Here is a 19,805-nt window from a genome sequence, read left to right as displayed (position 1 = left end):
GGTTGGAATCGCTGGCCATAGGTATGGTGATTCGCGTGTCTGCGTCGTTCGGGGTGACAGCGCTGGTGAACAAGTTCCCGCTGATGGGCGCGTCCAGCGATGGCATGACCAGTCAGGCGATGCAGCAGGGCGGCATGGGATTGATCCTGACGACCCTGATTCTGACTGCGCCCCCAATGGCGGCCATGTTCTTCCAGGGCACCTTGGGTAGCTTCATGGCATATTCGCAGATAGGAGGCAGCCCGGTCGCGCAGGCACCGGGCCCGAGTGGGCAGCCGCCGGGTAGTTACTACACGCCGGCCGCTCCGGAGAAGGGGCAGTCCGGCCAGGACAGTGGTGCGCATGATCGACATGCGACCGCACGTTCAACCCTTCCGTCGTCGGAATCCTCCAGGGTTGCCGAAACCGGTCTCAGAGCTGCACATCCCGGCAATCAATAGCCCCATGCGTACGGAGTAGAAGTGTGAAATACATGTTTCCTCTCATTCTTGTCGGCTTGCTCCTATGTTTGTTTGTGACGGGTGAGGCGAGAGCGGAAGGGCGTTGTCCGCCAGGGCAGTACCCCATTGGTGGTCAGGGCGTAGGTGGATGCGCACCTATTCCGGGCTCTGGTACCGGTGGCGTCCAGAGCGGCCCCATTGCTACTGGGCGTTGGATCAAGACTTGGGGGGCTATTGCGGGGGCGGCAAGCACGGGCGATATGGGGGCTTCCGTTGGAAGGCGTTCCAAGCGAGAGGCTGTCTCAGAAGCGCTTGCTCGGTGCGCGACACATGGAGCGAAAGACTGCAAGATCGATACAACGTACAAGAACCAGTGCGTCGCATATGCTGACCCTGAGCCGAGCAGTAAGGGAATAGTTTCTATTTCAGTCGCCGGCTCAAGAGAGGAGGCGACCAGTCGGGTTCTCTCCTACTGTGCGAAGAACGGTGGAGGGCAATGCAAGGTGTTGTACACGGATTGTGCTGAGCCAATATTTGAATCTTTCTGAGCTATGCCAGTCGAATCACAGGTGAGATTCTTGAATCGGCCTTTGCATGGGGATGGCCTGCCGAAGAGCAGGCCATCTCATTTTTCGGCGAGCTGGAGCAGCTGATCTAGTTAGTAGGGTTAGGTGTCGTCACTAATCACCTGAGTGCAGTTGAATGGGGTCGCCCTCGTCTGGGACATGGTAATTTTGGCGTCGGATTCGTTCTGAACAACGGCGCTGGTGAACACGCCAAGTTCCGTTCGACGAGCAACCTCTCCTCGAAGTAGGCTGCGTGCGCGTCAGAAATGATGACGCATCTGGCCCTCAAACGCAGGCGCTTTTCCGTCGATGAGGACTTTGGCGACGAGCATTGCGGGTGACGGTGCGCGGCGCAGAAGGGGGGCGTGGGCTTGATCCTGACGGACACTATTCTGAATATCCCCAATGGCGGCCATGTTCTTCCAGGGTACCTTGGGTAGCTTCATGGCATATTCGCAGATAGGTGGCAGCCCGGTTGCGCAGGCGCCGGGCCCGAGCGGGCAGCCGCCGGGTAGTTACTACACGCCTCCGGCTCCAGAGAAGGGGAGCACCGGGCATGGAGCAAGCGGAGTGGGGCAGATGGGTAGATCAACTGGATCTCCACATGTTGCCGATACGCCGTCGGATACAGGCCGATTTGCCAAGGCACCTATTTAGCTCGCGGAGATGCGCGTTGTCTGTGTAAGGAGAGTTGCCTGATGAGAATGATCCATTTGCTAGCGCCGTTGGTGTTCATGTTCGCCACATCGGCCCTTGAGGCTCGGGCTGAGGGGCGATGTCCTCCTGGGCAGTACCCGATCGGAGGGAAGGGAGTCGGTGGTTGCGCCCCGATTCCTGGAGGCGAAGGTGCAGCTACCAGTGGGCCCAGAGCGACGGGTAAATGGATCAAGACTTGGGGCGCAATATCATTGGCGCCGTCGGGCGCCTCTGGCTCCTCAACAGGGCGGGTACGGAAGACGGAGGCCGTTGAAGAGGCGCAGAGGAAGTGTGCTGAATCCGGCGGAGTGGGATGTAAGGTTGCAATTACATATAAGAATCAATGCGTGGCCGCCGTTGTCGCCAGCTCGGGCACAGGTGGAACCACGCAGTTTGGTACCGGTGCAACGATCGAGAGTGCCACGGAGTTTGCCTCCCGCCTCTGTGCCTCGAAAGGAGGGAGCGATTGTGCTGCCGTCTACTCCGCTTGCTCTGAGCCGATCTTCGAGGAATTCTAAAAATCCAATAGCGAGTCTGTGGTCGTCCGACTGGCGTCCTGGCACAGTCCTTTATGGAAAGAATCCGGAAGATTGAATGTCAGGCAGGTCGAAATGGTGAGGTGCCCGGTAGTTGCGCGCTGGCTCGGGCGTTTGGCGTAGAGGCGAATCGGCTTCCGTAACTCGGGTGCGTGGTGGCGGAAGGATGAGTGACAGCGGATCAGATGCTGGATCTCGCATCGCCCCGGGATTGAGTGCGAGGCGGCTTGGAGACCAATCCTCAATGGCAAGGGGATTGGACGTGAAAAGGCGTCGTTCCGACCTGCGGTGAGGAAGTTTGGTTGCATGAAAGCACTTGACACCAAGCGACTCGAGAGTCTGGGGTGAGAGCCTGCGGCTGAAGAAGCTGCACGCCGAGAAGTTTGATCGAGAACGACGGCATCCAGAATGCGATGCGAAAGGCGCATCTTTCTTAGGGGGGGGATGCCCGTTTACTGCGCTGTGGAGAAGTGTTGCAAGGCTATCGAATCGTTACAGGCTGCAGCCGCGACTCGATGATGGTCCTGGTAACCAACATGGCGCGGGCAGCGTTGATTGTGGCCGTTGCCACCAGCATGGGCATGTTCGGGCGCGATAAGCAGCGCACGCTTTCCGCGCAACCTCAGGCCGGCGGGGCTGCGGGAGGCGATGCATCCCCGGCGCCATCCACCGCGGATCTGTTTTTCGGATAAGCCACCATTCACGTTAACTGCGCTTTTTCTGTGATCAAGTGCGCTTTTCATCCCAAGCTCCCTTCGACGAGCCCCGCCTCCTCGAAGTAAGCTGCGTGCGCGTCAAAATCCCGACGCATCGGTGCCATCGAACGCAGGAGCTTTTCCGTCCATGAGGACTCTGACGACCCACGATGCGGATGTTGATTGCGACCATCGCAGACGCCGCAGGGCCGGGGCTATCATCCGCCATGGTGGAAACCGGAGCCTGCAGCGCAGCGCATGGTTTCCCGGTCGTCGCGCGGGTACTGGAAAGTCAGGATTGAAGGAGTCGCAGGGGATGCAGAAGGGGAGTGGCGTACACATGGACAATGCCTTGGCGTTCGTTCCGTCCGGCGCGAACCTGCTGGAGGCGGTACGCGGCGATCTCACCGGCAACGGGATCGACGACCAGTTGCTGGTGATCGATCAACCGGCACCCGACGGCTTGTTGCCCGGCCAGCACGGACCGAACCGGGTGCTGCTGTTGCTGCTGGGCGATGCCACGGGCCGCTGGCAGCTGGCGGCACGCAACGACAAGCTGGTGCCGTGCTCAACGCGCGGTGGCATCGCCGGCGATCCCTTCGCGTACGTGACCATCGAGGACGGCGCGTTCAGCGTGATCACCAATGGTGGCAGCCGTGAGCGCTGGAGCAGTGTCTACACCTTCCGCTATGCACCCGCCGAGCAGGCCTGCTGGGTGCATGGCGTGCAGCGCAGGGTGGTCGACACCGAGACCGAAGCCACCCACACGCGTGACTTTTCGGCGGCCGAGCTTGGCCGGGTGCGGTTCGAGGATTTCGATCCGTCCGTTGTCGCCGACGTGAGCTTGCCCTGAGTGCCATGCCTGTAAGGAGGCGGGAGTACCCAACGATGATCGAGCAGGAGTTTCACCGTGTCGCAGGATAGAGAGTCGCAGTTGCTGCGGCAGGCCACGGAGGCCGGCATCACCTCGTCCCGGGAACTGGCCAACTTCATGGCGCAGGCCGGGCACGAGTCCCGTGGCCTGAGCCGGCTCAATGAAAGTTTCAACTTCACCCGGGGTATCTCGCAGATCCCGGTGGAAGCGGCGTGGCGCAATGGCAATGGCGCGCTTGAGGACGCCCGCCAGGACGCGTTGCGCGGCCGTCCGGAGAATCTGGCCGAGCTGATGTACGGCGGGCGCATGGGCAATGATGCGCCCGGCGACGCATTGAAGTATCACGGTCGCGGCTATCTGCCGCTGGTCGGCAAAGAGAATTACGAGCGTGCCGGCAAGGCGCTGGATCTGGATCTGGTGAATCAACCGGAACTGGCCGCGCAGCCTGAGCATGCGGGCCGTATTGCGGTGTGGCAGTGGCAAACGCGCGTGCCGGAGGCGGCGCGCGAGGATGTGCGCGAAGCGACGCGCGCGATCAATGGTGGCCTTAACGGCATCGAGGCCCGCCAGCAGCGATTCGATGCGTGGCAGCAGAAGCTGACGCCTGATGTGATGGCGCGGCTGGAGCGGGGCGAAGTAGGGGCGCCGGCGCAGCAGGCCACCCTGCGCGACATGTCGCAGCCGGGCGAGCCGGGACACGCCCTGTTCCAGGGGGCACGCCAGCACCTGCAGCAGATGGGGGTGCAGAGCGGACTGCGCAGTGAACAGGAACTGGACAACGCCGCCGGCGCGCTGGCGTTGAGCGCGCAGAAGGCCGGCCTGTCGCGTATCGATCATCTCCTGGCCGGCAACGACGGTCGCACGCTGTTTGCGGTACAGGGTGCGCTGGGCGATCCAGCCATGCTGCGCGCATCGGTCGATCGCGAACAGGCGGCGCAGCAGCCGCTGGCGCAGAGCAGCCAGCAGTTGGCTGCCAGTGTCGCCCAGCAGGACCCGGCGGCCGCGCTCGCCCGCGAGCAGGAGCAGCGTTCTCGATCCCTGTAACACCTGATGCCGGCGGGCAGGGGATCCGCCGGCGCTTTACGTACGACGCGTGGCGCCCTGTGGCGCCGACATGGAAACCCACTCGGAAGGACACCACATGCGAATCGTTCCCTCGAATGCCCGGCACGCCGCTGCCCGCTGCAATGCATCCGTGCGCCGCCTGCCGCCGCTCTGGCTTCTGTCACTTGGACTTGCCGCGGCGTCGGCTCAGGCTCAGGAGACAGCGGCGCCCGTCGTGGAGGCGCCCATCGCCGCCGAGGCGATCGTTGACGCGCCTGCAGGGATGGCACCTGTTGCAGCGCCCATGGCCACCGAAGCCGTTGTCGCGGCGCCGGCTCCCGAAGTGCCGGCTGCAGACCCGACGCCTGTGCCCGTTGCACCCGCGGCGGCGGCGCCTGTCGCTGCACCGCCTGCCGTCGTCGAGCTAGCCGTCCCGGCGGTAGCTCCCGCACCACCCGCCTTGGTCATCGCGCCGTTGCCGCCCGAGCAGGCGACCGAGCGTGCGCTTGGTGCCCGCTGCCCGGTGGATCTGGCTGGGCGGCTGGCGGCCCAGGGCGAGCTGCTGATCGGCGCCTGCCAGGGCACGATGCCGGCGCATCTGGCCGCGCTGCTGGTCGCGCTGCCCCAGCAGGACATCCACCTGCCGCGCAGCTGGCGCGAGCGTGAGGTGCAACAGAAGGTTTGGTTCAAGGCAGTGCCGGGCTACGGCCAGCGCCCGGACTTCATCGCGCGGATGGGCGACATCTGGGTGCGTTCGCTGGAAGGGCGCGACGCCGACAGCACGTTCTATCTGGTGTCAGCGCCGTTCACCTGCAGCGACCAGGTCGCCAACCGTGATGAGTACGGCGCGGAGCCGGTACGTGTGCCAGCGGGTGACTGTCGCGAGGCTTATGTGGGCCAGCGTGTGTACCAGGTTCGCGGGGACGGCGCGCCGAGGGATGTGACCGCCGACGCCATGCCGGCCATGCCCCAGGTGACGGAGGCCGATCGTGCGCGGCAGCTGTCGCGCGACGGCCGGATCAGCTTGGACCACAGCAAGCTGCAGTACGGCCCGGCCATGCGGTGGTTCGTGCAGTACCCGGAGGCAGCGCAGAAGGGCGGTCCGCGTGCCTACAGTGACTGGAACCGCGAGCACCTGGCCTTCGTGGTCTGGACTGGGGATCGCTTCGAGCTGCGTGAGAAGGTCGCGCGGGCGCAGTGGCCCTGTGATCCGGTAGCACCGGGTGATCGCGCCTGTGGTGGCTTCCCGGATTCCGGGCCGGATCTGTTCGTGACCGCCGGTGCGTCCGCGCCGGTCGCGGCCTCCAGCCCCTGAGGCAGAGGGCCGAAGTGACGCGGGAGCCGGATTGACCGGTTCCCGCGCTGTTCATCAGGCCTGCATGCTGCGGGTCTGGTTCTGCTGTTGTTCCAGTTGTTGATCGCGGTCCTGTGCCAGGCGCTGTCCCGCAGCTTGCTGATCAATCCGCTGGCTGCTCTGCTCCAGCGGGGTGTTCATCGCCACGGCCGTGTCCACCGACACGCGCAGATGCGCCGGGTCGCCGCCCAGGCCCTGCACCGCGAAGCTGCGCGAAGCATCGGCATTCATCACCACCTCGTCGATGCGCTTGCCGCCTGCAGCGTGCATCTCCGCCGCCAGGCTACCGGCCAACTGCGTACTCATCACATCCGGCACGCGGCCGACACGAACGTCCTGCGCATGCACGCCACGGATCGCGTCGTTGAACAGCGGGTTGCCCAGGTGATTGGCATCGTCCATGCGCAGCATGCTGGTGTGATGGCCGTTCTTCTCCGCCTCGCGACGGGCCGGCTCACCGGGTTGCAGCGGGCCACGGAGGTGGTCGTACAGATCGATGGCGCCGCCCGGGATGCCGCGTGCTGCACGGGTAACACCGCGGCGCAGTGATTCGACGTCGTCGCGGTACTCCTCGATCATCTTGGCGTTGTCTTTCGCCAGTTTCTGCGTTTCCGGGTGCTTCAGCACCGAGCCTTCGTTGAGGAAGTTGCCCAGTTTGTGCGCGCCGAATGAGCTGGTGGCCGCGATGATCGGACGGTCTGGAATCAGATCACGCAGGGCGTGATTGCTGAAGCCGTTCGCTGCCAGCGTCTTGATCTCGTCGGGCTTGGCGTAGATGCGGACCTGGCCGAAGTGCGGCGAGGCAGCGCTGACCGGATCGGAGGCCATGACGTGGTTGATCATGGTGTTGCCGCCTTCCGGAATGCGGTAGCTGAGGCTGACCGCGCCGTAGGCGTTGAAGGTCTCGCCCTTGACGTTGAAGTGGTGCGAGGTGATCTGGGCCAGGGCACCGCCGAGGGAGTGGCCTGTGACGGTAACTTCGGGCGGACGTTGTCCGAGATCCTGCCCTTCCTTCTTGGCATAGGCGAGGGCGCGTTGAGTCAGCGCGATGGCGTCCGGAGCCTGCACGTTGGTGCGGGCAACGACCATGCCACCATCGGTCAGAATTGCATCGCGTGCGATCTGTTCGGTGCCGCGATGTGCGACGACAATTTCATGGGTGTCGACTCGCTGGTAGATCGTTCCCTGATAGCCGTTCAGTCGATTATCAACATGCTCAAGAATCTTGTACTTGTGGCCGTTGATCGGGACGATCTCTTCTTGACCAGGTGCACGACGACCGACCGCATAATCCTTGTATGCATCTTCGGATAGTGCAGCATAGTCCTGGCTGTTGAGGCTCATTGGCGCACCTCACTGGCTTCAAGCGAAGCGGAGAACAGCGCATTCTGCAGTTCAGGCCGGAACTTGGTGGGATCTTCCTGGCCGCTTGCGCCGTAATCAGGAATCTCGTTCACACGCGGATAGTCTGCGCGAGGATAGTGGCGAGTTTCGGTCTCGCCTTTGACGAACGGCGCTGCCTCAATGAACGACAGGAAGCGCGTTTCACCCTCGGCGCCGGTGGCTTTCAGCATCGCGCCGGCGCCGCTGAATTCCCACTTGCAGACGCCACGACCGTAGTAGTCCTCATCCAGCATCCGGTCGAGGTACACGGTGCCGCGGTATTCGCCGTCGGCGACCTTGCGCAGCTCCACCGGTTCCTGGCTGGTGATGCGTGCGGCGGTACCGGTGGCCGGTTCGATGTGCCCGCACTGGTCTTCGTTGGTCACGTCGTACTGCGCGACACCTTCAACCACCGCGAACTCACCGGGTGCATCCTTCAGGCGCAGCACCAGTTCATAGGCCTTGCGCGGGCTGGGGTTGAGCTTGGCGAGGCCACGCCCACCCTGGGCGACATCGGCTTCAGCAGCGGCACGTTCCTGGTTCATGGCGGTCTCCGGGTGGCAGGCGGTCAACAGAAGCAGAGCAAGGCACGGAATCATCTTGTGGCGCAATGTCGGCCTCCTTGGGGGTAGGGGTGTGGAACTGGCAGCTCATGGCATGAGCTTCTGCACAGTGGTGGTGGTAGAGAACAGCGCGTCTCGCAGCTCTTCTTTGTAGGCTGACGGATCTTCCTTGCCACTTGCAGGATAGTTGGCAGCAAGTTCGGCGCGAGGATAGGCAGCCTTCGGATAGTAGAGAGTCAATGGCGATTCGGCGTTCATGCGTTCCTTTCTGAAATACGTCAGGAATCGCGTATCCGCCTTGCCGGTCGTGGCGCGCAACATCGCACCAACACCAGTCAGCGACCAATGGCAGACGCCACGACCGTAGTAGTCCTCGTCCTGCATACGGTCGAGGTAGAACGTGCCGCGATATTCGTTCTCGCCGATCTTGCGCAGCGTGACGGGCTCTTGGCTGGTGATGCGGCCCGCAGTGCCTGTCGCGGGTAAGATCCGCCCACAATCTGCGTAGTTGCTGGCGTCATACTGGGCCACGCCCTCAACAATCGCGAACGGGCCCGGCGCATCCTTCAGTGTCAGCACCAGCTCGTAGCCTTGCTGCGGTGATGGGTTGAGTTTGGCCAGGCCGCGCCCACCAGCGGCGACGTCGCGCTCGGCATCAGCATAGGGCGAGCATGCGGCCAGTGGGATAAGGGCGAGCAACGCCAGCAGCGGCTGCCTTTTCCTTTCAGGGAGCGCTACTCCCATGGCCTGATCCTGCATCGTGCGTCCATGTCCATATATCCTTCCTGGGTGACAGGTTTCTCGATTATGGAGCGTGTCAGGAACGCTGCGCCACCGCCGCGACGGCTTTTTGACGCGCCCGATGCGGTGTATTCCGGCGAATCGATTGCAGCACAGGGGATTCGGGCGTCGCGTTGGCCTTGCTGGCAGGGGCTGCTCGCGGTTGAATCTGCGACGTAAATCAATAATTCACGCATTCATCACATTATCAAAGGCGTTCTCTTGAACTGCATGATCCGCACCGAAACCACGGCCGACCACGCCGCCATCCATGCACTCACCGAGGCCGCCTTCCGCGAAGCCCCGCACAGCAGCCACACCGAGCAGTTCATCGTCGACGCCCTGCGCACCCGCGGGGAGTTGAGCATTTCGCTGGTCGCCGAAACTCAGGGCCAGGTGGTCGGTCACATTGCCCTGTCGCCGGTGACGGTCAGCGATGGCAGCGCGGGCTGGTTTGGTCTGGGCCCGATCTCGGTAGTGCCCGCGTGGCAGGGGCAGGGCATCGGTGCGGCCCTGATGCGCGCCGCACTTGAAGCACTGCGTCAGCAGGGTGCGCATGGCTGTGTATTGCTGGGCGAGCCGGCCTATTACGGGCGCTTCGGCTTCCGTGCCGAGCCGGGCCTGGTGTTGCCGGGCGTGCCGGCGGAGTACTTCCAGGCGCTTTGCCTGCAGCCTCCGCTGGCTCAGGGCGAGGTGCAGTACTCACCGGCCTTCGAGGCGACAGCCTGAGCCACGGCGGGCGTGCGCCCGCTCAGGGCGCGCGCCAGACGGTCGGTTCGGGTTGCGGTTTCGGAATGCGGTAGCCGCCGATATGCTCGAGAAGTTCATTGGTACGACGCTGCTCGATCAGTACCTCACGCAGCAGGTTGCGCACGGCGAAGATGGCGAACGGCACCAGGATCCAGACCAGGCTGATGCCCAGCGCAAACAGGGTCAACAGGGCTTTTGCACCATCCATGTACGGCATTCCTTGATCGAAAGCAGCCACGCTAACACGCAGCTGCTGCCAACGGATGTCAGGCCTTATGCCGAAGGTGGATCAGCGGATACGGGCGGCCCTGCGAATCCAGCGGCGAACGACCGGTTTCGACAAAGCCCATGCGCAGGTAGAAGCCCACGGCCTGCGCGTTCTGTGCGTTGACGTCGGTGCTCAGCTGCGGGTGCAGGGCCAGTGCGTGCTGCAGCAGCTGCCGACCGATACCGGTGCCGCGCACGTCCGGATCGATGAACAGTGCTTCCATGTGGGTGCCGTCGATCAGCATGAAGCCCAGCGGCCGATCCTGTGCATCGACAGCAACGGTCATCGGCGCCTGCGGCAGGAAACCGGCGACTTCGGCATCGATCGCCAGGCGATCTTCAGTGCTGAGGAAGTCGTGGGTGGCGTCGACGGCGCGGCGCCAGAGATCGACAAGGGCGGCGCCGTCGTCAGCGCGAGAGAGACGGAGGGTGGTCATATGTTCACCAAGGTGCTTGCAGGAATGCGAAGTATGAAGCTTTTCGGCCGTGCCTGCAGGTGCGGGTTCATCCGGCGTTGCGATGGCGGATGAAGGGACTGTACGCAGTCGCTTCCGCGCGCAGCAACACGCCATCCTCGAAGTCCTCACTGCTGTTGAAGGGCACGGTCGGCCACTGCCGCCATCGCGACAGTCGCTCGCGGTAGGAAAGGGTGGCTGCAACCAATGCTTCGTCGTGGGCCTGCACGCGTTCCGCTGCAAGCTCTGAGCGCACGCCGTGCACCATGTGCGGCTCCATCACCTCGAAGCCGACGTAGCGCAGGCTGTACATCAACGGCCACAGCAACAGCCGGGTATCGCCTTCGCGGCCATCGACCGCGCACGCCCGCGCCGAAGAGCCGGTGGTGACGCTCAGCAACGCACGCTTGCCCTGCATCACGCCGCGCTCGTGGCGTTGCCGGCTGTTGTACATCGGCCCGTAGACCAGCACGCGGTCCAGCCAGCCCTTGAGGATGGCCGGCGCCGCAAACCACCACAGTGGGAACTGCAGGATCACCAGGTCCGCGGCCTGCAGCAGCTGCAGGTGATGCCGCACATCGGCGGGCAACTGGTCGTGTTCGGCGCTGTAGCGCTGTTCGCGCTGGGCATCGAAGCGCTCGGGCTGCAGGCGCCGTGGATGGTGCCAGGCCGCTTCCAGCGGATCGAAGCCTTCTGCATACAGGTCGACCATGTCCACCTGCAGATGGTCGTGCCGCAGCTGCTCGGCCGCCTGCATGGCCAGGTGGGCATTGAAGGAACGGGGTTCGGGGTGGGCCAGCAGGATCAGGGCGCGCATGGGGCGAGGTGTTCGTGGAGTGTGCGACCATCCTCGCGATGCCGGCATGCCCCGGCAATTACGCACTTTGAGGTAACCATGGCCTTTCCCGGTGATGTCTATGCCGCCGACTGCTCGGCGCGCGATGCGCTGGCACTGATCTCCGGCAAGTGGGTGATGCTGCTGCTGCCGGCGTTGGCCGAAGGCCCGCAACGCAATGGTGCGCTGCTGCGGAAGATCGAAGGCATCTCGCAGAAGGTGCTGACCCAGACCCTGCGACAGCTGGAGCGCAACGGCCTGATCGAGCGCTGCGATCTGGGCGGCAAGCCACTGCACGTGGAGTACCGGTTGACCGAGGTTGCGCGCAGTCTGGTAGACACCCTGACCGCGTTGGACCGTTGGGCCGAGCACAATTTCCCGGCCCTGGACGCTGCCCGCGAGCGCTTCGACGCGCGCTAGCGGCGCCTGCACGGCTGCGGGCGTACAATGCGGCCCCGGCGGCCATCCTGGCCCTGCAGACACGCGAGAACCGCCATGACCGACGCCCTGGGTGTGCCGGTGCACGACACCGACGAACACTGGATGCGCCACGCGCTGGCGCTGGCCGAGCGCGCACAACGCGAGTTCGACGAGATCCCGGTGGGTGCAGTGCTGGTCGGTGCCGACGGCCAACTGCTGGGCGAGGGCTGGAACCTCAACATCGCCTCGCATGACCCCAGCGCACACGCCGAGATCGTGGCCATGCGGGCGGGCGGAAAACTGCTGGCGAACCATCGCCTGCTTGGCAGCACGCTGTATGTGACCCTGGAGCCGTGTGCGATGTGCGCAATGGCGATCGTGCACGCGCGCGTTGCACGGTTGGTCTACGGTGCCAGCGACCCCAAGACCGGTGCCTGCGGCAGCGTGTTCGACCTCATTGGCGATGCCCGCCACAACCACCGGGTGGAGATCCACGGTGGGGTACTGGCCAAGGAAGCCAGCATGCGCCTGACCAACTATTTCCGCGCCAAGCGTGGCAAGCCGCCGCTGTTGCTGGAAGACCACGCCGGCGAGGGCTGAGGGGCGAACGGGTATGATGGGCGCCTCTTTCCATCACCGGTAGGCCGCGCGCCTGCCCAGCAACGAGGCGACACAATGGCGGACACCGGCGCGGCCAACGAACGACTGATCTGGATCGACCTGGAAATGACCGGGTTGGACACCGACAACGATTCGATCATCGAGATCGCCACCGTGGTCACCGACGCCCAGCTGAACGTACTGGCCGAAGGTCCGGAATTCGCCATCCATCATCCGCTGGAAACGCTGGAGGCGATGGACGAGTGGAACCGCAACCAGCATCGTCGTTCGGGCCTGTGGCAGCGCGTGGTGGACAGCACCACCACCCTCGGCCAGGCCGAGGCGCAGACGGTGAACTTCCTGGCGCAGTGGATCCCGGCCGGCCTTTCGCCGATGTGCGGCAACTCGATCTGCCAGGATCGCCGCTTCCTGCACCGCCAGATGCCGCGCCTGGAGAAGTACTTCCATTACCGCAACCTGGACGTGTCCACGGTGAAGGAACTGGCCAAGCGCTGGGCGCCGAGCGTGGCCGCCGGCGTCGGCAAGAACAGCAACCACACCGCGCTGAGCGACGTGCACGATTCGATTGCCGAGCTGCGCCACTATCGCCAGTTCATGGGCGCGCTGTCGGGGCTGCCGGTTGCCTGAACAACGACGCCGGGCATGGCCCGGCGCTACCGGGTGACACGCGAACTGGTAGTGCCGGCCGCTGGCCGGCAATTCAGCGGCCTTCTTGACGTGTATCAGGTTGCCGGCCAGCGGCCGGCACCACCCTCCGTTCAACTCCCTGGCGCTAAGATCAGCGCCATGAACGAGCCCATCCTGCTTCCCCGCGACATTGCCCACGACGCCCGCGACTGGTCTGACCTGCAGCGGGCGGTGGCCCTGCTGGAAGCGCCGACCCTGACCGCGCGCATGGCCAACCTGGTCGGCACGCCGCTGGAGTTCGCGGTGAAGGCGCTGCCCAGCTCGGTCTCCGGCCGCATCCACGGTGCGGTGCAGGCAGCACTGTCCAAGTCGGCGCAGGCGGCGCTGTGGAGCATGGACAACACGCCCGGCAAGGGGGCATCCACCCGCTGGCACAAGCTGGCGGCAGCGACGTCCGGTGCGGTGGGCGGCGCCTTTGGTTTTGCCGCGCTGTTCATCGAGCTGCCGGTATCGACCACCATCATGATGCGTGCGGTAGCCGACGTGGCCCGTAGCGAGGGCTTCGACCTGTCCGAGTTCAGCACACGCCAGGCCTGCCTGGAGGTGTTCGCGCTGGGTGGCAACTCGCCGCGCGATGACGCCAGCGAGACCGGTTACTACCTGGCCCGTGGCTTCACCACCGATGTGATGCGCCACCTGTCGGCCGAGTTGGCCGGGCGCGTGGTGACCGGCCGCGACCTCACCCTGGGCGTGGCGCCGAAGGAAGCCGGCAAGCTGCTGGCGAAGATGGTGGAGAAGGTGGCCGCGCGCTTCGGCGTGGTGGTCACCGAGAAATTCGCCGCACAGGCGGTGCCGATCGTGGGTGCCGCTGCCGGTGCGACGCTCAATACGATGTTCACCGATTACTACCAGGACATGGCGCGCGGCCACTTCATCGTGCGCCGGCTGGAGATCAAGTACGGCGAAGACGTGGTGCGCACCTGTTATGACCGCGTGGCGCATGGCGGGGCGTTGATCGAGCCCACGCTGTAACCGGCTTCGGGGTCAGAGCCCTCTGCGTTGCAAAGGGATCCGACCCCGGTTGCGCGCGGGGTCGGATCCCGTTCCGCAGCAAGGGGCTCTGACCCCCGGCCACGCCATCCTTGCCTGCAAGGCACAACTGTTTTGCCACGATCCGCCTGTTGCACTGCGGCATCCATCCCCATCCTTGCGGTCAGTCCCCCCGCAAGAGATCGCCGCCATGTTGTTCACTTCCCACCGTCTGGGCCTGTTGGCCCTGCCCAACCGTATCGTGATGCCGCCGATGACCCGCTCGCGTGCCGCCGACGGCAACGTTGCCACCGCGGAAATGGCCGCCTACTATGCGCAGCGGGCCAGCGCGGGCCTGATCGTCAGCGAAGGTACCCAGATCAGCCCGCAGGGCCAGGGCTATGCCTGGACGCCGGGCATCCACAGCCCGGAACAGGTGCAGGGCTGGCGACAGGTGACATATGCCGTGCACGCTGCAGGCGGTCGCATCTACGCCCAGTTGTGGCATGTGGGTCGGGTCTCGCACGTGGCGCTGCAGCCCGGCGGTGCCGCGCCGGTGTCGTCGTCGGCGCTGCTGGCCGAGGGCGTGAAGGTGTTTGTCGACCCCACCGGCGCCGGCCCGGAAGCGGGCGTGGGCGAGATGATCCAGCACTCGATGCCGCGCGCGCTGGCCGAGGCCGAGATTCCGGGCATCATCGCCGACTACGCGCAGGCCACCCGCAATGCGCTGGCCGCCGGCTTCGATGGTGTCGAGCTTCACGGTGCAAATGGCTATCTGATCAACCAGTTCATCGATTCGCAGGCCAACCAGCGCACCGACGGCTATGGTGGCTCGCTGCAGAACCGGCTGCGTTTCCTGCGCGAGGTCGTGCAGGCGGTGACTGCAGAAGCCGGTGGTGAGCGCGTTGGCGTGCGCCTGGCGCCGCTGACGACGTTGCAGGGCGCGGTGGACGATACGCCGCAGGCCACCTACCTGGCGGCGGCACACCTGCTGGGCGAGTTGGGCGTGGGCTACCTGCACATCGCCGAGGCCGACTGGGATGACGCACCGCTGATGCCAGTGGCGTTCAAGCAGGCGCTGCGCATGGTCTACCCAGGCACCCTGATCTACGCCGGCAAGTACACCGCCGAGCGCGCCGAGCAGGCACTGGCTGAAGGCTGGGCCGACCTGATCGGCTTCGGTCGCCCGTTCATCGCCAACCCGGACCTGCCCGAGCGCCTGCGTCTGGGGGCGGAGCTGAACCCGCCGGATCGCGCAACGTTCTTCGGCGGTGGTGCGGTCGGGTTCACCGATTACGCGACGCTGGAAGAAAGCGTCACCGCCTGATCCCGGAGGCTGCCGGCCAGCGGCCGGCACTACCGATGTATGGAGATGGGGTGGGTGCCGGCCAGCGGCCGGCACTACCAGGATGTGCGGGGCAGGGTAGTGCCGGCCGCTGGCCGGCATTTCTGTGTCGGATCAAGGCTTGTCGCGCACCAGCGCGTCGGCCTCGACCACGCCGCCATCCTTGCCATGCAGGTACAGGTGCATGTCCTGCTGCGGATACGGGATGTTGATGCCGGCCTTGTCGAAGCCCAGCTTGAGCTGTTCCAGCAGCGTGACCTTGGTGCCGAACCAGTCGGCCGACTTCACGTAGCAGCGGATGCCAAGATTGATCGCGTGCGCGCCCAGCTCATACACCACCACATCCGGTGCCGGTGTCTGCAACACGCGTGGGTCGGCCTTCATCAGCGCCAGCGCGGTGTCGCGCGCCAGCTGGATGTTGTCTTCATAGCCGATGCCCACCACCAGTTCGACGCGGCGGGTCGGCTCGGCGGTCAGGTTGATGATCGGCGCAGCGGTGATCAGCGTGTTCGGAATGGTGGTGTGCTGATTGTCGGCACCGGTGATGACGGTCTGGAAGATGCGCACTTCGCGCACCGTGCCGGTCTGTCCGGCCACTGTCACCACATCGCCCACGCGGAACGGGCGCAGCGTCACCAGCATGACGCCCGAGGCGATGTTGGACAGCGAATCCTTCAGTGCCAGGCCTACCGCCAGGCCGGCGGTGCCAAGCACGGCCAGCAGCGGGGTGATCTGCACGCCCAGCGTGCCGATTGCCAGCACCACCACGATCATCAGCGACGCGGCGTACACCACGTTGCGCAGGAAGTTGCCCAGCATCGGGTCCACGCCCATGCGCGCGGTGGCGCGTGGCATCGCATTGGACAGGCGTCGCGCCACCCACATGCCGACCAGCAGCACCACGATCGCGGCCAGCAATGGCACGCCGTAGGTCTCCAGCAGGCGTTCCCAGTCGAGCGAATGGAACCAGGGCGTTGCGGCGGGGGCGGGTGGGGCAGTGGCGAGCATGCGGGCTCCTTTGCAGCGGGGGAGGTGGCGCGCGCAGACGCCAGAAACAACAAGCCCCGCAGAGGCGGGGCTTGCATGCAGCTGAAGTATGGGCCGGCGCCGATGAAAGCGACGTCAGCCCTCAGCAATCACGGTCTCAGCCGTTGGCCTTCAGCTTGGCCAGGCGCAGCCAGGTATCGACCACGGTGTCCGGGTTCAGCGACACCGACTCGATGCCTTCCTGCATCAGCCATTCGGCCAGATCCGGGTGATCGGACGGGCCCTGGCCGCAGATGCCGACGTACTTGCCCTTGGCACGTGCTGCCTTGATCGCCATCGACAGCAGCTTCTTCACCGCCGGGTTACGTTCGTCGAACAGGTGCGCGACGATCGACGAGTCGCGGTCCAGGCCCAGGCTGAGCTGGGTCAGGTCGTTGGAGCCGATCGAGAAGCCGTCGAAGATTTCCAGGAACTCATCGGCGAGCAGCGCGTTGGACGGCACTTCGCACATCATGATGATCTTCAGGCCGTTCTCGCCCTGCTTCAGGCCGTTCTGTTCCAGCACCTCGATGACCTTGCGGCCTTCTTCCAGGGTGCGCACGAACGGAATCATGACCCACAGGTTGTCCAGGCCCATTTCGTTGCGCACGCGCAGCACGGCCTTGCACTCCAGCGCGAAGGCGGCCGAGAAGCTCGGGTCGACGTAACGGCTGGCGCCGCGGAAGCCGATCATCGGGTTCTCTTCGTGCGGCTCGTAGTTGCTGCCGCCGATCAGGTTGGCGTACTCGTTGGACTTGAAGTCCGACAGGCGCACGATCACGGCGTTCGGTGCGACCGAGGCGGTGAGGGTGGCGATGCCTTCGGCCAGGCGGTCCACGTAGAAGCCGACCGGATCGGAATAGCCGGCGATCTTCTCGTCGATCTTCTTCTTCGTCGCCGCATCCTGACGGTCGTATTCCAGCAGCGCGTTCGGGTGGATGCCGATGTGGCTGGCGATGATCATTTCCAGGCGGGCCAGGCCGATGCCGGCGTTCGGCAGCTGGCCGAAGTCGAAGGCACGTTCCGGGTTGGCCACGTTCATCATGATCTTCAGCGGTGCCGGCGGCATGTTGCCCAGATCGGTGGTGGTGCGCTCGAAGCCCAGCTTGCCTTCGTAGATGAAGCCGGTATCGCCTTCAGCGCAGCTGACGGTGACCAGCTGGCCATCTTCGATGACCTTGGTGGCGTTGCCCGAACCGACCACGGCCGGCACGCCCAGCTCGCGCGCGATGATCGCGGCGTGGCAGGTACGGCCACCGCGATTGGTGACGATGGCCGATGCACGCTTCATCACCGGTTCCCAATCGGGATCGGTCATGTCGGCGATCAGCACGTCGCCCGGCTGCACGCGGTTCATGTCGTCCAGCGTCTTGACCACGCGGGCCACGCCCGAACCGATCTTGGCACCGACGGCGCGGCCCTCGGCCAGCACGTTCCCGCCCTTTTCAGTCAGCGCGAAGCGCTCGATCTGGGTGGCATGGCTGCGCGACTTCACCGTTTCCGGGCGCGCCTGCACGATGAACAGCTTGCCGCTGACACCGTCCTTGGCCCACTCGATGTCCATCGGGCGGCCGTAGTGCTTTTCGATGACCAGCGCCTGCTTGGACAGTTCCTGCACGTCCTCGTCGCTGATCGAGAAGGTGTTGCGCAGTTCGACCGGAGTGTCCTCGATCCTGACGCGCTCACCCGGAACATCCGAATACACCATGCGGATGGCCTTGCTGCCGAGCGAGCGGCGCAGGATCGCCGGCTTGCCGGCCTGCAGGGTGGGCTTGTAGACGTAGTACTCGTCCGGGTTGACCGCGCCCTGCACGACCATTTCGCCCAGGCCGAAGGACGAGGTGACGAATACCACGTCGCGGAAGCCGGACTCGGTGTCCAGGGTGAACAGCACGCCAGAGGAACCGACGCCCGAACGCACCATCAGCTGCACGCCGGCGGACAGGAACACGTCTTCATGCTTGAAGCCGTGGTGCACGCGATAGGCGATGGCACGGTCGTTGTACAGCGAGGCGAACACTTCCTTGACCTTGTGCACGACGTCGTCGGCACCGGTGACGTTGAGGAAGGTTTCCTGCTGGCCGGCGAAGGAGGCATCCGGCAGATCCTCGGCGGTGGCCGACGAACGCACGGCCACGGCCACGTCGCCGCCGCCGTTGTCGGCGCTCAGCTGGGCGTAGGCAGTGCGGATGTCCTGGTCCAGCTGCGGCTGCAGCGGGGCATCGATCACCCAGGTGCGGATTTCCTTGCCCGCTGCGGTCAGCGCGTTGACGTCCTCGACGTCCAGCGTGGCCAGCTTGTCGAAGATGCGCTTGGACAGATCGTTGTGCGCGATGAAGTCCTTGAAGGCTTCAGCGGTGGTGGCATAACCGCCCGGCACCGAAACGCCCAGACCGGCCAGGTTGCCGATCATCTCGCCCAGCGACGAATTCTTGCCGCCTACGCGGGCCAGATCGGCCAGACGCAGTTCGTGCAACCACAGGATGTTCTCGTTCAAGCGCGATGCTCCGTTTGGCCATCGCCCGAGGCGGGCTGGAATGGCCGCGTCCGTAGGAAGAAGCCGATATGATGCCGGGCAGAGTACCGTCGGCACAAGCTTGTGCTGGCGGCCTTTTTAGGCTTCGTAGGGGGTAAAAGCGCGCATGTCGACCATCCGTCCGGTGTTCTACGTTTCCGATGGAACCGGTATCACCGCTGAAACCATTGGGCATAGCCTGCTTACCCAGTTCTCCGGGTTCAGCTTCATTACCGATCGCATGTCGTTTGTCGACGACCCCGAAAAAGCGCGTGAAGCCTGTGCCCGGATCCAGGCGGCAGGGGAGCGGTACCAGGTCCGGCCGATCGTGGTGAACTCCTGCGTGGACCAGAGCCTGAGCCTGATCCTGGCCGACAGCGGCGCGCTGATGCTGGATGTGTTCGCGCCGTTCATCGAGCCATTGGAGCGTGAACTGGCCAGTCCGCGCCTGGCCCGGGTCGGCCAGGCCCACGGCATGGTCGATTTCGACACCTACCACCGCCGCATCAACGCGATGAACTTCGCCCTGACCCATGACGACGGCATCGCGGTGAACTACGACGATGCCGACGTGATCCTGGTGGCGGTGTCACGCGCCGGCAAGACGCCCACCTGCATCTACCTGGCCCTGCATTACGGGGTGCGCGCGGCCAATTACCCGCTGACCGACGAGGATCTGGAAAGCGACCGCCTGCCGCCGCGCCTGCGCAACTACCGGCGCAAGCTGTTCGGCCTGACCATCGACCCGGACCGGCTGCAGCAGATCCGCCAGGAGCGCCGCCCGAACTCGCGCTACGCAAACCTGGACACCTGCAAGCGCGAGGTGGCTGCGGCCGAGGTGATGTTCCAGATGGAGCGGATCCCGACCCTGAGCACCACCCATACCTCGATCGAGGAGATTTCCAGCAAGGTGCTGGCTACGCTGGGGCTGCAGCGCGAGCTGTATTGATCCTCGTCTGGTAGAGCCGGCCGCTGGCCGGCTGG

22 protein-coding genes and 1 pseudogene are annotated in these 19,805 nt (G+C 64.7%); 14 read left to right on the top strand and 9 right to left on the bottom strand.

Going from position 1 to position 19,805, the window contains the following annotated elements; genetic code table 11:
- Positions 1-35 precede the first annotated feature (35 nt).
- Together ACSYS9_RS14820 and ACSYS9_RS14815 are read left to right on the top strand one after the other, a co-directional pair.
- Positions 36-440, top strand: a complete 405-nt coding sequence (locus ACSYS9_RS14820) for a hypothetical protein (protein WP_428992362.1) — start codon at positions 36-38, stop codon at positions 438-440.
- A gap of 32 nt (positions 441-472) precedes the next feature.
- Positions 473-988: a DUF4189 domain-containing protein gene (locus ACSYS9_RS14815; protein WP_182267872.1), complete on the top strand. Its 516-nt coding sequence runs from the start codon at positions 473-475 to the stop codon at positions 986-988.
- 278 nt (positions 989-1,266) lie between these two features.
- Here the strand turns inward: ACSYS9_RS14815 and ACSYS9_RS14810 are convergent, their stop codons facing one another.
- Positions 1,267-1,452, bottom strand: a complete 186-nt coding sequence (locus ACSYS9_RS14810) for a hypothetical protein (RefSeq protein ID WP_177179484.1) — start codon at positions 1,450-1,452, stop codon at positions 1,267-1,269.
- A gap of 252 nt (positions 1,453-1,704) precedes the next feature.
- On the opposite strand from ACSYS9_RS14810, the gene ACSYS9_RS14805 reads away from it, so the two are divergent.
- The 5 genes and pseudogenes from ACSYS9_RS14805 (at position 1,705) to ACSYS9_RS14785 (ending at position 6,166) form a co-directional block, all read left to right on the top strand.
- Positions 1,705-2,220 carry a DUF4189 domain-containing protein gene (locus tag ACSYS9_RS14805; RefSeq protein WP_081352246.1) on the top strand — a complete coding sequence of 172 codons (516 nt, stop codon included), beginning with the start codon at positions 1,705-1,707 and terminating at the stop codon, positions 2,218-2,220.
- 488 nt (positions 2,221-2,708) lie between these two features.
- Positions 2,709-2,852, top strand: a pseudogene (locus ACSYS9_RS14800) (type IV secretion system protein); the annotation flags it as partial.
- Positions 2,853-3,249: 397 nt separating this feature from the next.
- A complete protein-coding gene (locus tag ACSYS9_RS14795; RefSeq protein ID WP_071227601.1) occupies positions 3,250-3,786 on the top strand; it encodes a hypothetical protein in 537 nt (178 codons plus the stop codon).
- Positions 3,787-3,843: 57 nt separating this feature from the next.
- Positions 3,844-4,851 (top strand): XVIPCD domain-containing protein, encoded by a 1,008-nt coding sequence (locus ACSYS9_RS14790; RefSeq protein ID WP_032129520.1) that lies wholly within the window; start codon positions 3,844-3,846, stop codon positions 4,849-4,851.
- Between the two features lie 97 nt (positions 4,852-4,948).
- A complete protein-coding gene (locus ACSYS9_RS14785; RefSeq protein ID WP_428992363.1) occupies positions 4,949-6,166 on the top strand; it encodes a hypothetical protein in 1,218 nt (405 codons plus the stop codon).
- 54 nt (positions 6,167-6,220) lie between these two features.
- On the opposite strand, the gene ACSYS9_RS14780 is transcribed toward ACSYS9_RS14785, so the two are convergent.
- From ACSYS9_RS14780 to ACSYS9_RS14770, 3 genes are read right to left on the bottom strand one after another with little or no spacing between them, the layout of a single operon-like run.
- Entirely contained in the window at positions 6,221-7,549 is a 1,329-nt protein-coding gene (locus tag ACSYS9_RS14780) for an XVIPCD domain-containing protein (RefSeq protein WP_071227603.1), read from the bottom strand.
- Positions 7,546-8,199, bottom strand: coding sequence for a hypothetical protein (locus ACSYS9_RS14775; RefSeq protein ID WP_071227604.1), 654 nt, complete (start codon positions 8,197-8,199; stop codon positions 7,546-7,548). The genes ACSYS9_RS14780 and ACSYS9_RS14775 overlap by 4 nt, the downstream gene beginning before the upstream one ends.
- Before the next feature lie 39 nt (positions 8,200-8,238).
- Positions 8,239-8,910, bottom strand: coding sequence for a hypothetical protein (locus tag ACSYS9_RS14770; RefSeq protein ID WP_081352247.1), 672 nt, complete (start codon positions 8,908-8,910; stop codon positions 8,239-8,241).
- A gap of 243 nt (positions 8,911-9,153) precedes the next feature.
- Between ACSYS9_RS14770 and ACSYS9_RS14765 the strand changes: the two genes are divergently transcribed.
- On the top strand, positions 9,154-9,660 hold the full coding sequence (locus ACSYS9_RS14765; protein ID WP_071227605.1) for a GNAT family N-acetyltransferase: 507 nt from the start codon (positions 9,154-9,156) through the stop codon (positions 9,658-9,660).
- Between the two features lie 22 nt (positions 9,661-9,682).
- On the opposite strand, the gene ACSYS9_RS14760 is transcribed toward ACSYS9_RS14765, so the two are convergent.
- The 3 genes from ACSYS9_RS14760 to ACSYS9_RS14750 all read right to left on the bottom strand — a co-directional run bounded on the left by ACSYS9_RS14760 (position 9,683) and on the right by ACSYS9_RS14750 (position 11,220).
- Entirely contained in the window at positions 9,683-9,889 is a 207-nt protein-coding gene (locus tag ACSYS9_RS14760; protein ID WP_071227606.1) for a hypothetical protein, read from the bottom strand.
- 58 nt (positions 9,890-9,947) lie between these two features.
- On the bottom strand, positions 9,948-10,385 hold the full coding sequence (locus ACSYS9_RS14755; protein WP_071227607.1) for an acetyltransferase: 438 nt from the start codon (positions 10,383-10,385) through the stop codon (positions 9,948-9,950).
- 67 nt (positions 10,386-10,452) lie between these two features.
- Entirely contained in the window at positions 10,453-11,220 is a 768-nt protein-coding gene (locus ACSYS9_RS14750; RefSeq protein ID WP_071227608.1) for an NAD(P)H-dependent oxidoreductase, read from the bottom strand.
- A gap of 78 nt (positions 11,221-11,298) precedes the next feature.
- Between ACSYS9_RS14750 and ACSYS9_RS14745 the strand changes: the two genes are divergently transcribed.
- The 5 genes from ACSYS9_RS14745 to ACSYS9_RS14725 all read left to right on the top strand — a co-directional run bounded on the left by ACSYS9_RS14745 (position 11,299) and on the right by ACSYS9_RS14725 (position 15,262).
- Entirely contained in the window at positions 11,299-11,658 is a 360-nt protein-coding gene (locus ACSYS9_RS14745) for a winged helix-turn-helix transcriptional regulator (protein ID WP_032129513.1), read from the top strand.
- Positions 11,659-11,733: 75 nt separating this feature from the next.
- Positions 11,734-12,258, top strand: a complete 525-nt coding sequence (tadA, locus tag ACSYS9_RS14740; protein WP_049422446.1) for a tRNA adenosine(34) deaminase TadA — start codon at positions 11,734-11,736, stop codon at positions 12,256-12,258.
- 75 nt (positions 12,259-12,333) lie between these two features.
- The gene (gene orn / locus ACSYS9_RS14735) at positions 12,334-12,906 is read left to right on the top strand and encodes an oligoribonuclease (protein ID WP_071227609.1); all 573 of its coding nucleotides are present in this window, start codon (positions 12,334-12,336) and stop codon (positions 12,904-12,906) included.
- A 159-nt stretch (positions 12,907-13,065) separates the two neighbouring features.
- The gene (locus ACSYS9_RS14730) at positions 13,066-13,938 is read left to right on the top strand and encodes an EcsC family protein (protein WP_071227610.1); all 873 of its coding nucleotides are present in this window, start codon (positions 13,066-13,068) and stop codon (positions 13,936-13,938) included.
- Positions 13,939-14,146: 208 nt separating this feature from the next.
- Positions 14,147-15,262 (top strand): alkene reductase, encoded by a 1,116-nt coding sequence (locus ACSYS9_RS14725; protein WP_071227611.1) that lies wholly within the window; start codon positions 14,147-14,149, stop codon positions 15,260-15,262.
- Between the two features lie 132 nt (positions 15,263-15,394).
- Here ACSYS9_RS14725 and ACSYS9_RS14720 read toward each other — a convergent pair whose 3' ends face one another.
- A complete protein-coding gene (locus ACSYS9_RS14720; RefSeq protein ID WP_071227612.1) occupies positions 15,395-16,288 on the bottom strand; it encodes a mechanosensitive ion channel family protein in 894 nt (297 codons plus the stop codon).
- Between the two features lie 136 nt (positions 16,289-16,424).
- Positions 16,425-18,803 carry a phosphoenolpyruvate synthase gene (gene ppsA, locus ACSYS9_RS14715; protein WP_071227613.1) on the bottom strand — a complete coding sequence of 793 codons (2,379 nt, stop codon included), beginning with the start codon at positions 18,801-18,803 and terminating at the stop codon, positions 16,425-16,427.
- Between the two features lie 145 nt (positions 18,804-18,948).
- On the opposite strand from ppsA, the gene ppsR reads away from it, so the two are divergent.
- Positions 18,949-19,770 (top strand): posphoenolpyruvate synthetase regulatory kinase/phosphorylase PpsR, encoded by an 822-nt coding sequence (ppsR, locus tag ACSYS9_RS14710; protein WP_006452040.1) that lies wholly within the window; start codon positions 18,949-18,951, stop codon positions 19,768-19,770.
- The last annotated feature ends 35 nt before the right edge of the window (positions 19,771-19,805 follow it).

Origin of the sequence: Stenotrophomonas sp. STK17_22, assembly GCF_051983905.1 — a bacterium.
GTDB classification, from domain to species: Bacteria; Pseudomonadota; Gammaproteobacteria; order Xanthomonadales; family Xanthomonadaceae; genus Stenotrophomonas; species Stenotrophomonas maltophilia_A.
The sequence above is the reverse complement of the archived record's forward strand: the minus strand, read 5'-3'. Positions and strand labels throughout refer to the sequence as shown.

Bases quoted from the DNA above. Each gene is read 5' to 3' on its own strand.
- ACSYS9_RS14725 (WP_071227611.1), top strand. From the start codon at position 14,147: ATGTTGTTCACTTCCCACCGTCTGGGCCTGTTGGCCCTGCCCAACCGT.
- ACSYS9_RS14795 (WP_071227601.1), top strand. From the start codon at position 3,250: ATGCAGAAGGGGAGTGGCGTACACATGGACAATGCCTTGGCGTTCGTT.
- tadA (WP_049422446.1), top strand. From the start codon at position 11,734: ATGACCGACGCCCTGGGTGTGCCGGTGCACGACACCGACGAACACTGG.
- orn (WP_071227609.1), top strand. From the start codon at position 12,334: ATGGCGGACACCGGCGCGGCCAACGAACGACTGATCTGGATCGACCTG.
- ACSYS9_RS14780 (WP_071227603.1), bottom strand. From the start codon at position 7,549: ATGAGCCTCAACAGCCAGGACTATGCTGCACTATCCGAAGATGCATAC.
- ACSYS9_RS14720 (WP_071227612.1), bottom strand. From the start codon at position 16,288: ATGCTCGCCACTGCCCCACCCGCCCCCGCCGCAACGCCCTGGTTCCAT.
- ACSYS9_RS14755 (WP_071227607.1), bottom strand. From the start codon at position 10,385: ATGACCACCCTCCGTCTCTCTCGCGCTGACGACGGCGCCGCCCTTGTC.
- ACSYS9_RS14815 (WP_182267872.1), top strand. From the start codon at position 473: ATGTTTCCTCTCATTCTTGTCGGCTTGCTCCTATGTTTGTTTGTGACG.
- ppsR (WP_006452040.1), top strand. From the start codon at position 18,949: ATGTCGACCATCCGTCCGGTGTTCTACGTTTCCGATGGAACCGGTATC.
- ACSYS9_RS14810 (WP_177179484.1), bottom strand. From the start codon at position 1,452: ATGAAGCTACCCAAGGTACCCTGGAAGAACATGGCCGCCATTGGGGAT.
- ACSYS9_RS14750 (WP_071227608.1), bottom strand. From the start codon at position 11,220: ATGCGCGCCCTGATCCTGCTGGCCCACCCCGAACCCCGTTCCTTCAAT.
- ACSYS9_RS14745 (WP_032129513.1), top strand. From the start codon at position 11,299: ATGGCCTTTCCCGGTGATGTCTATGCCGCCGACTGCTCGGCGCGCGAT.
- ACSYS9_RS14770 (WP_081352247.1), bottom strand. From the start codon at position 8,910: ATGCAGGATCAGGCCATGGGAGTAGCGCTCCCTGAAAGGAAAAGGCAG.
- ACSYS9_RS14730 (WP_071227610.1), top strand. From the start codon at position 13,066: ATGAACGAGCCCATCCTGCTTCCCCGCGACATTGCCCACGACGCCCGC.
- ACSYS9_RS14785 (WP_428992363.1), top strand. From the start codon at position 4,949: ATGCGAATCGTTCCCTCGAATGCCCGGCACGCCGCTGCCCGCTGCAAT.
- ACSYS9_RS14760 (WP_071227606.1), bottom strand. From the start codon at position 9,889: ATGGATGGTGCAAAAGCCCTGTTGACCCTGTTTGCGCTGGGCATCAGC.
- ACSYS9_RS14805 (WP_081352246.1), top strand. From the start codon at position 1,705: ATGAGAATGATCCATTTGCTAGCGCCGTTGGTGTTCATGTTCGCCACA.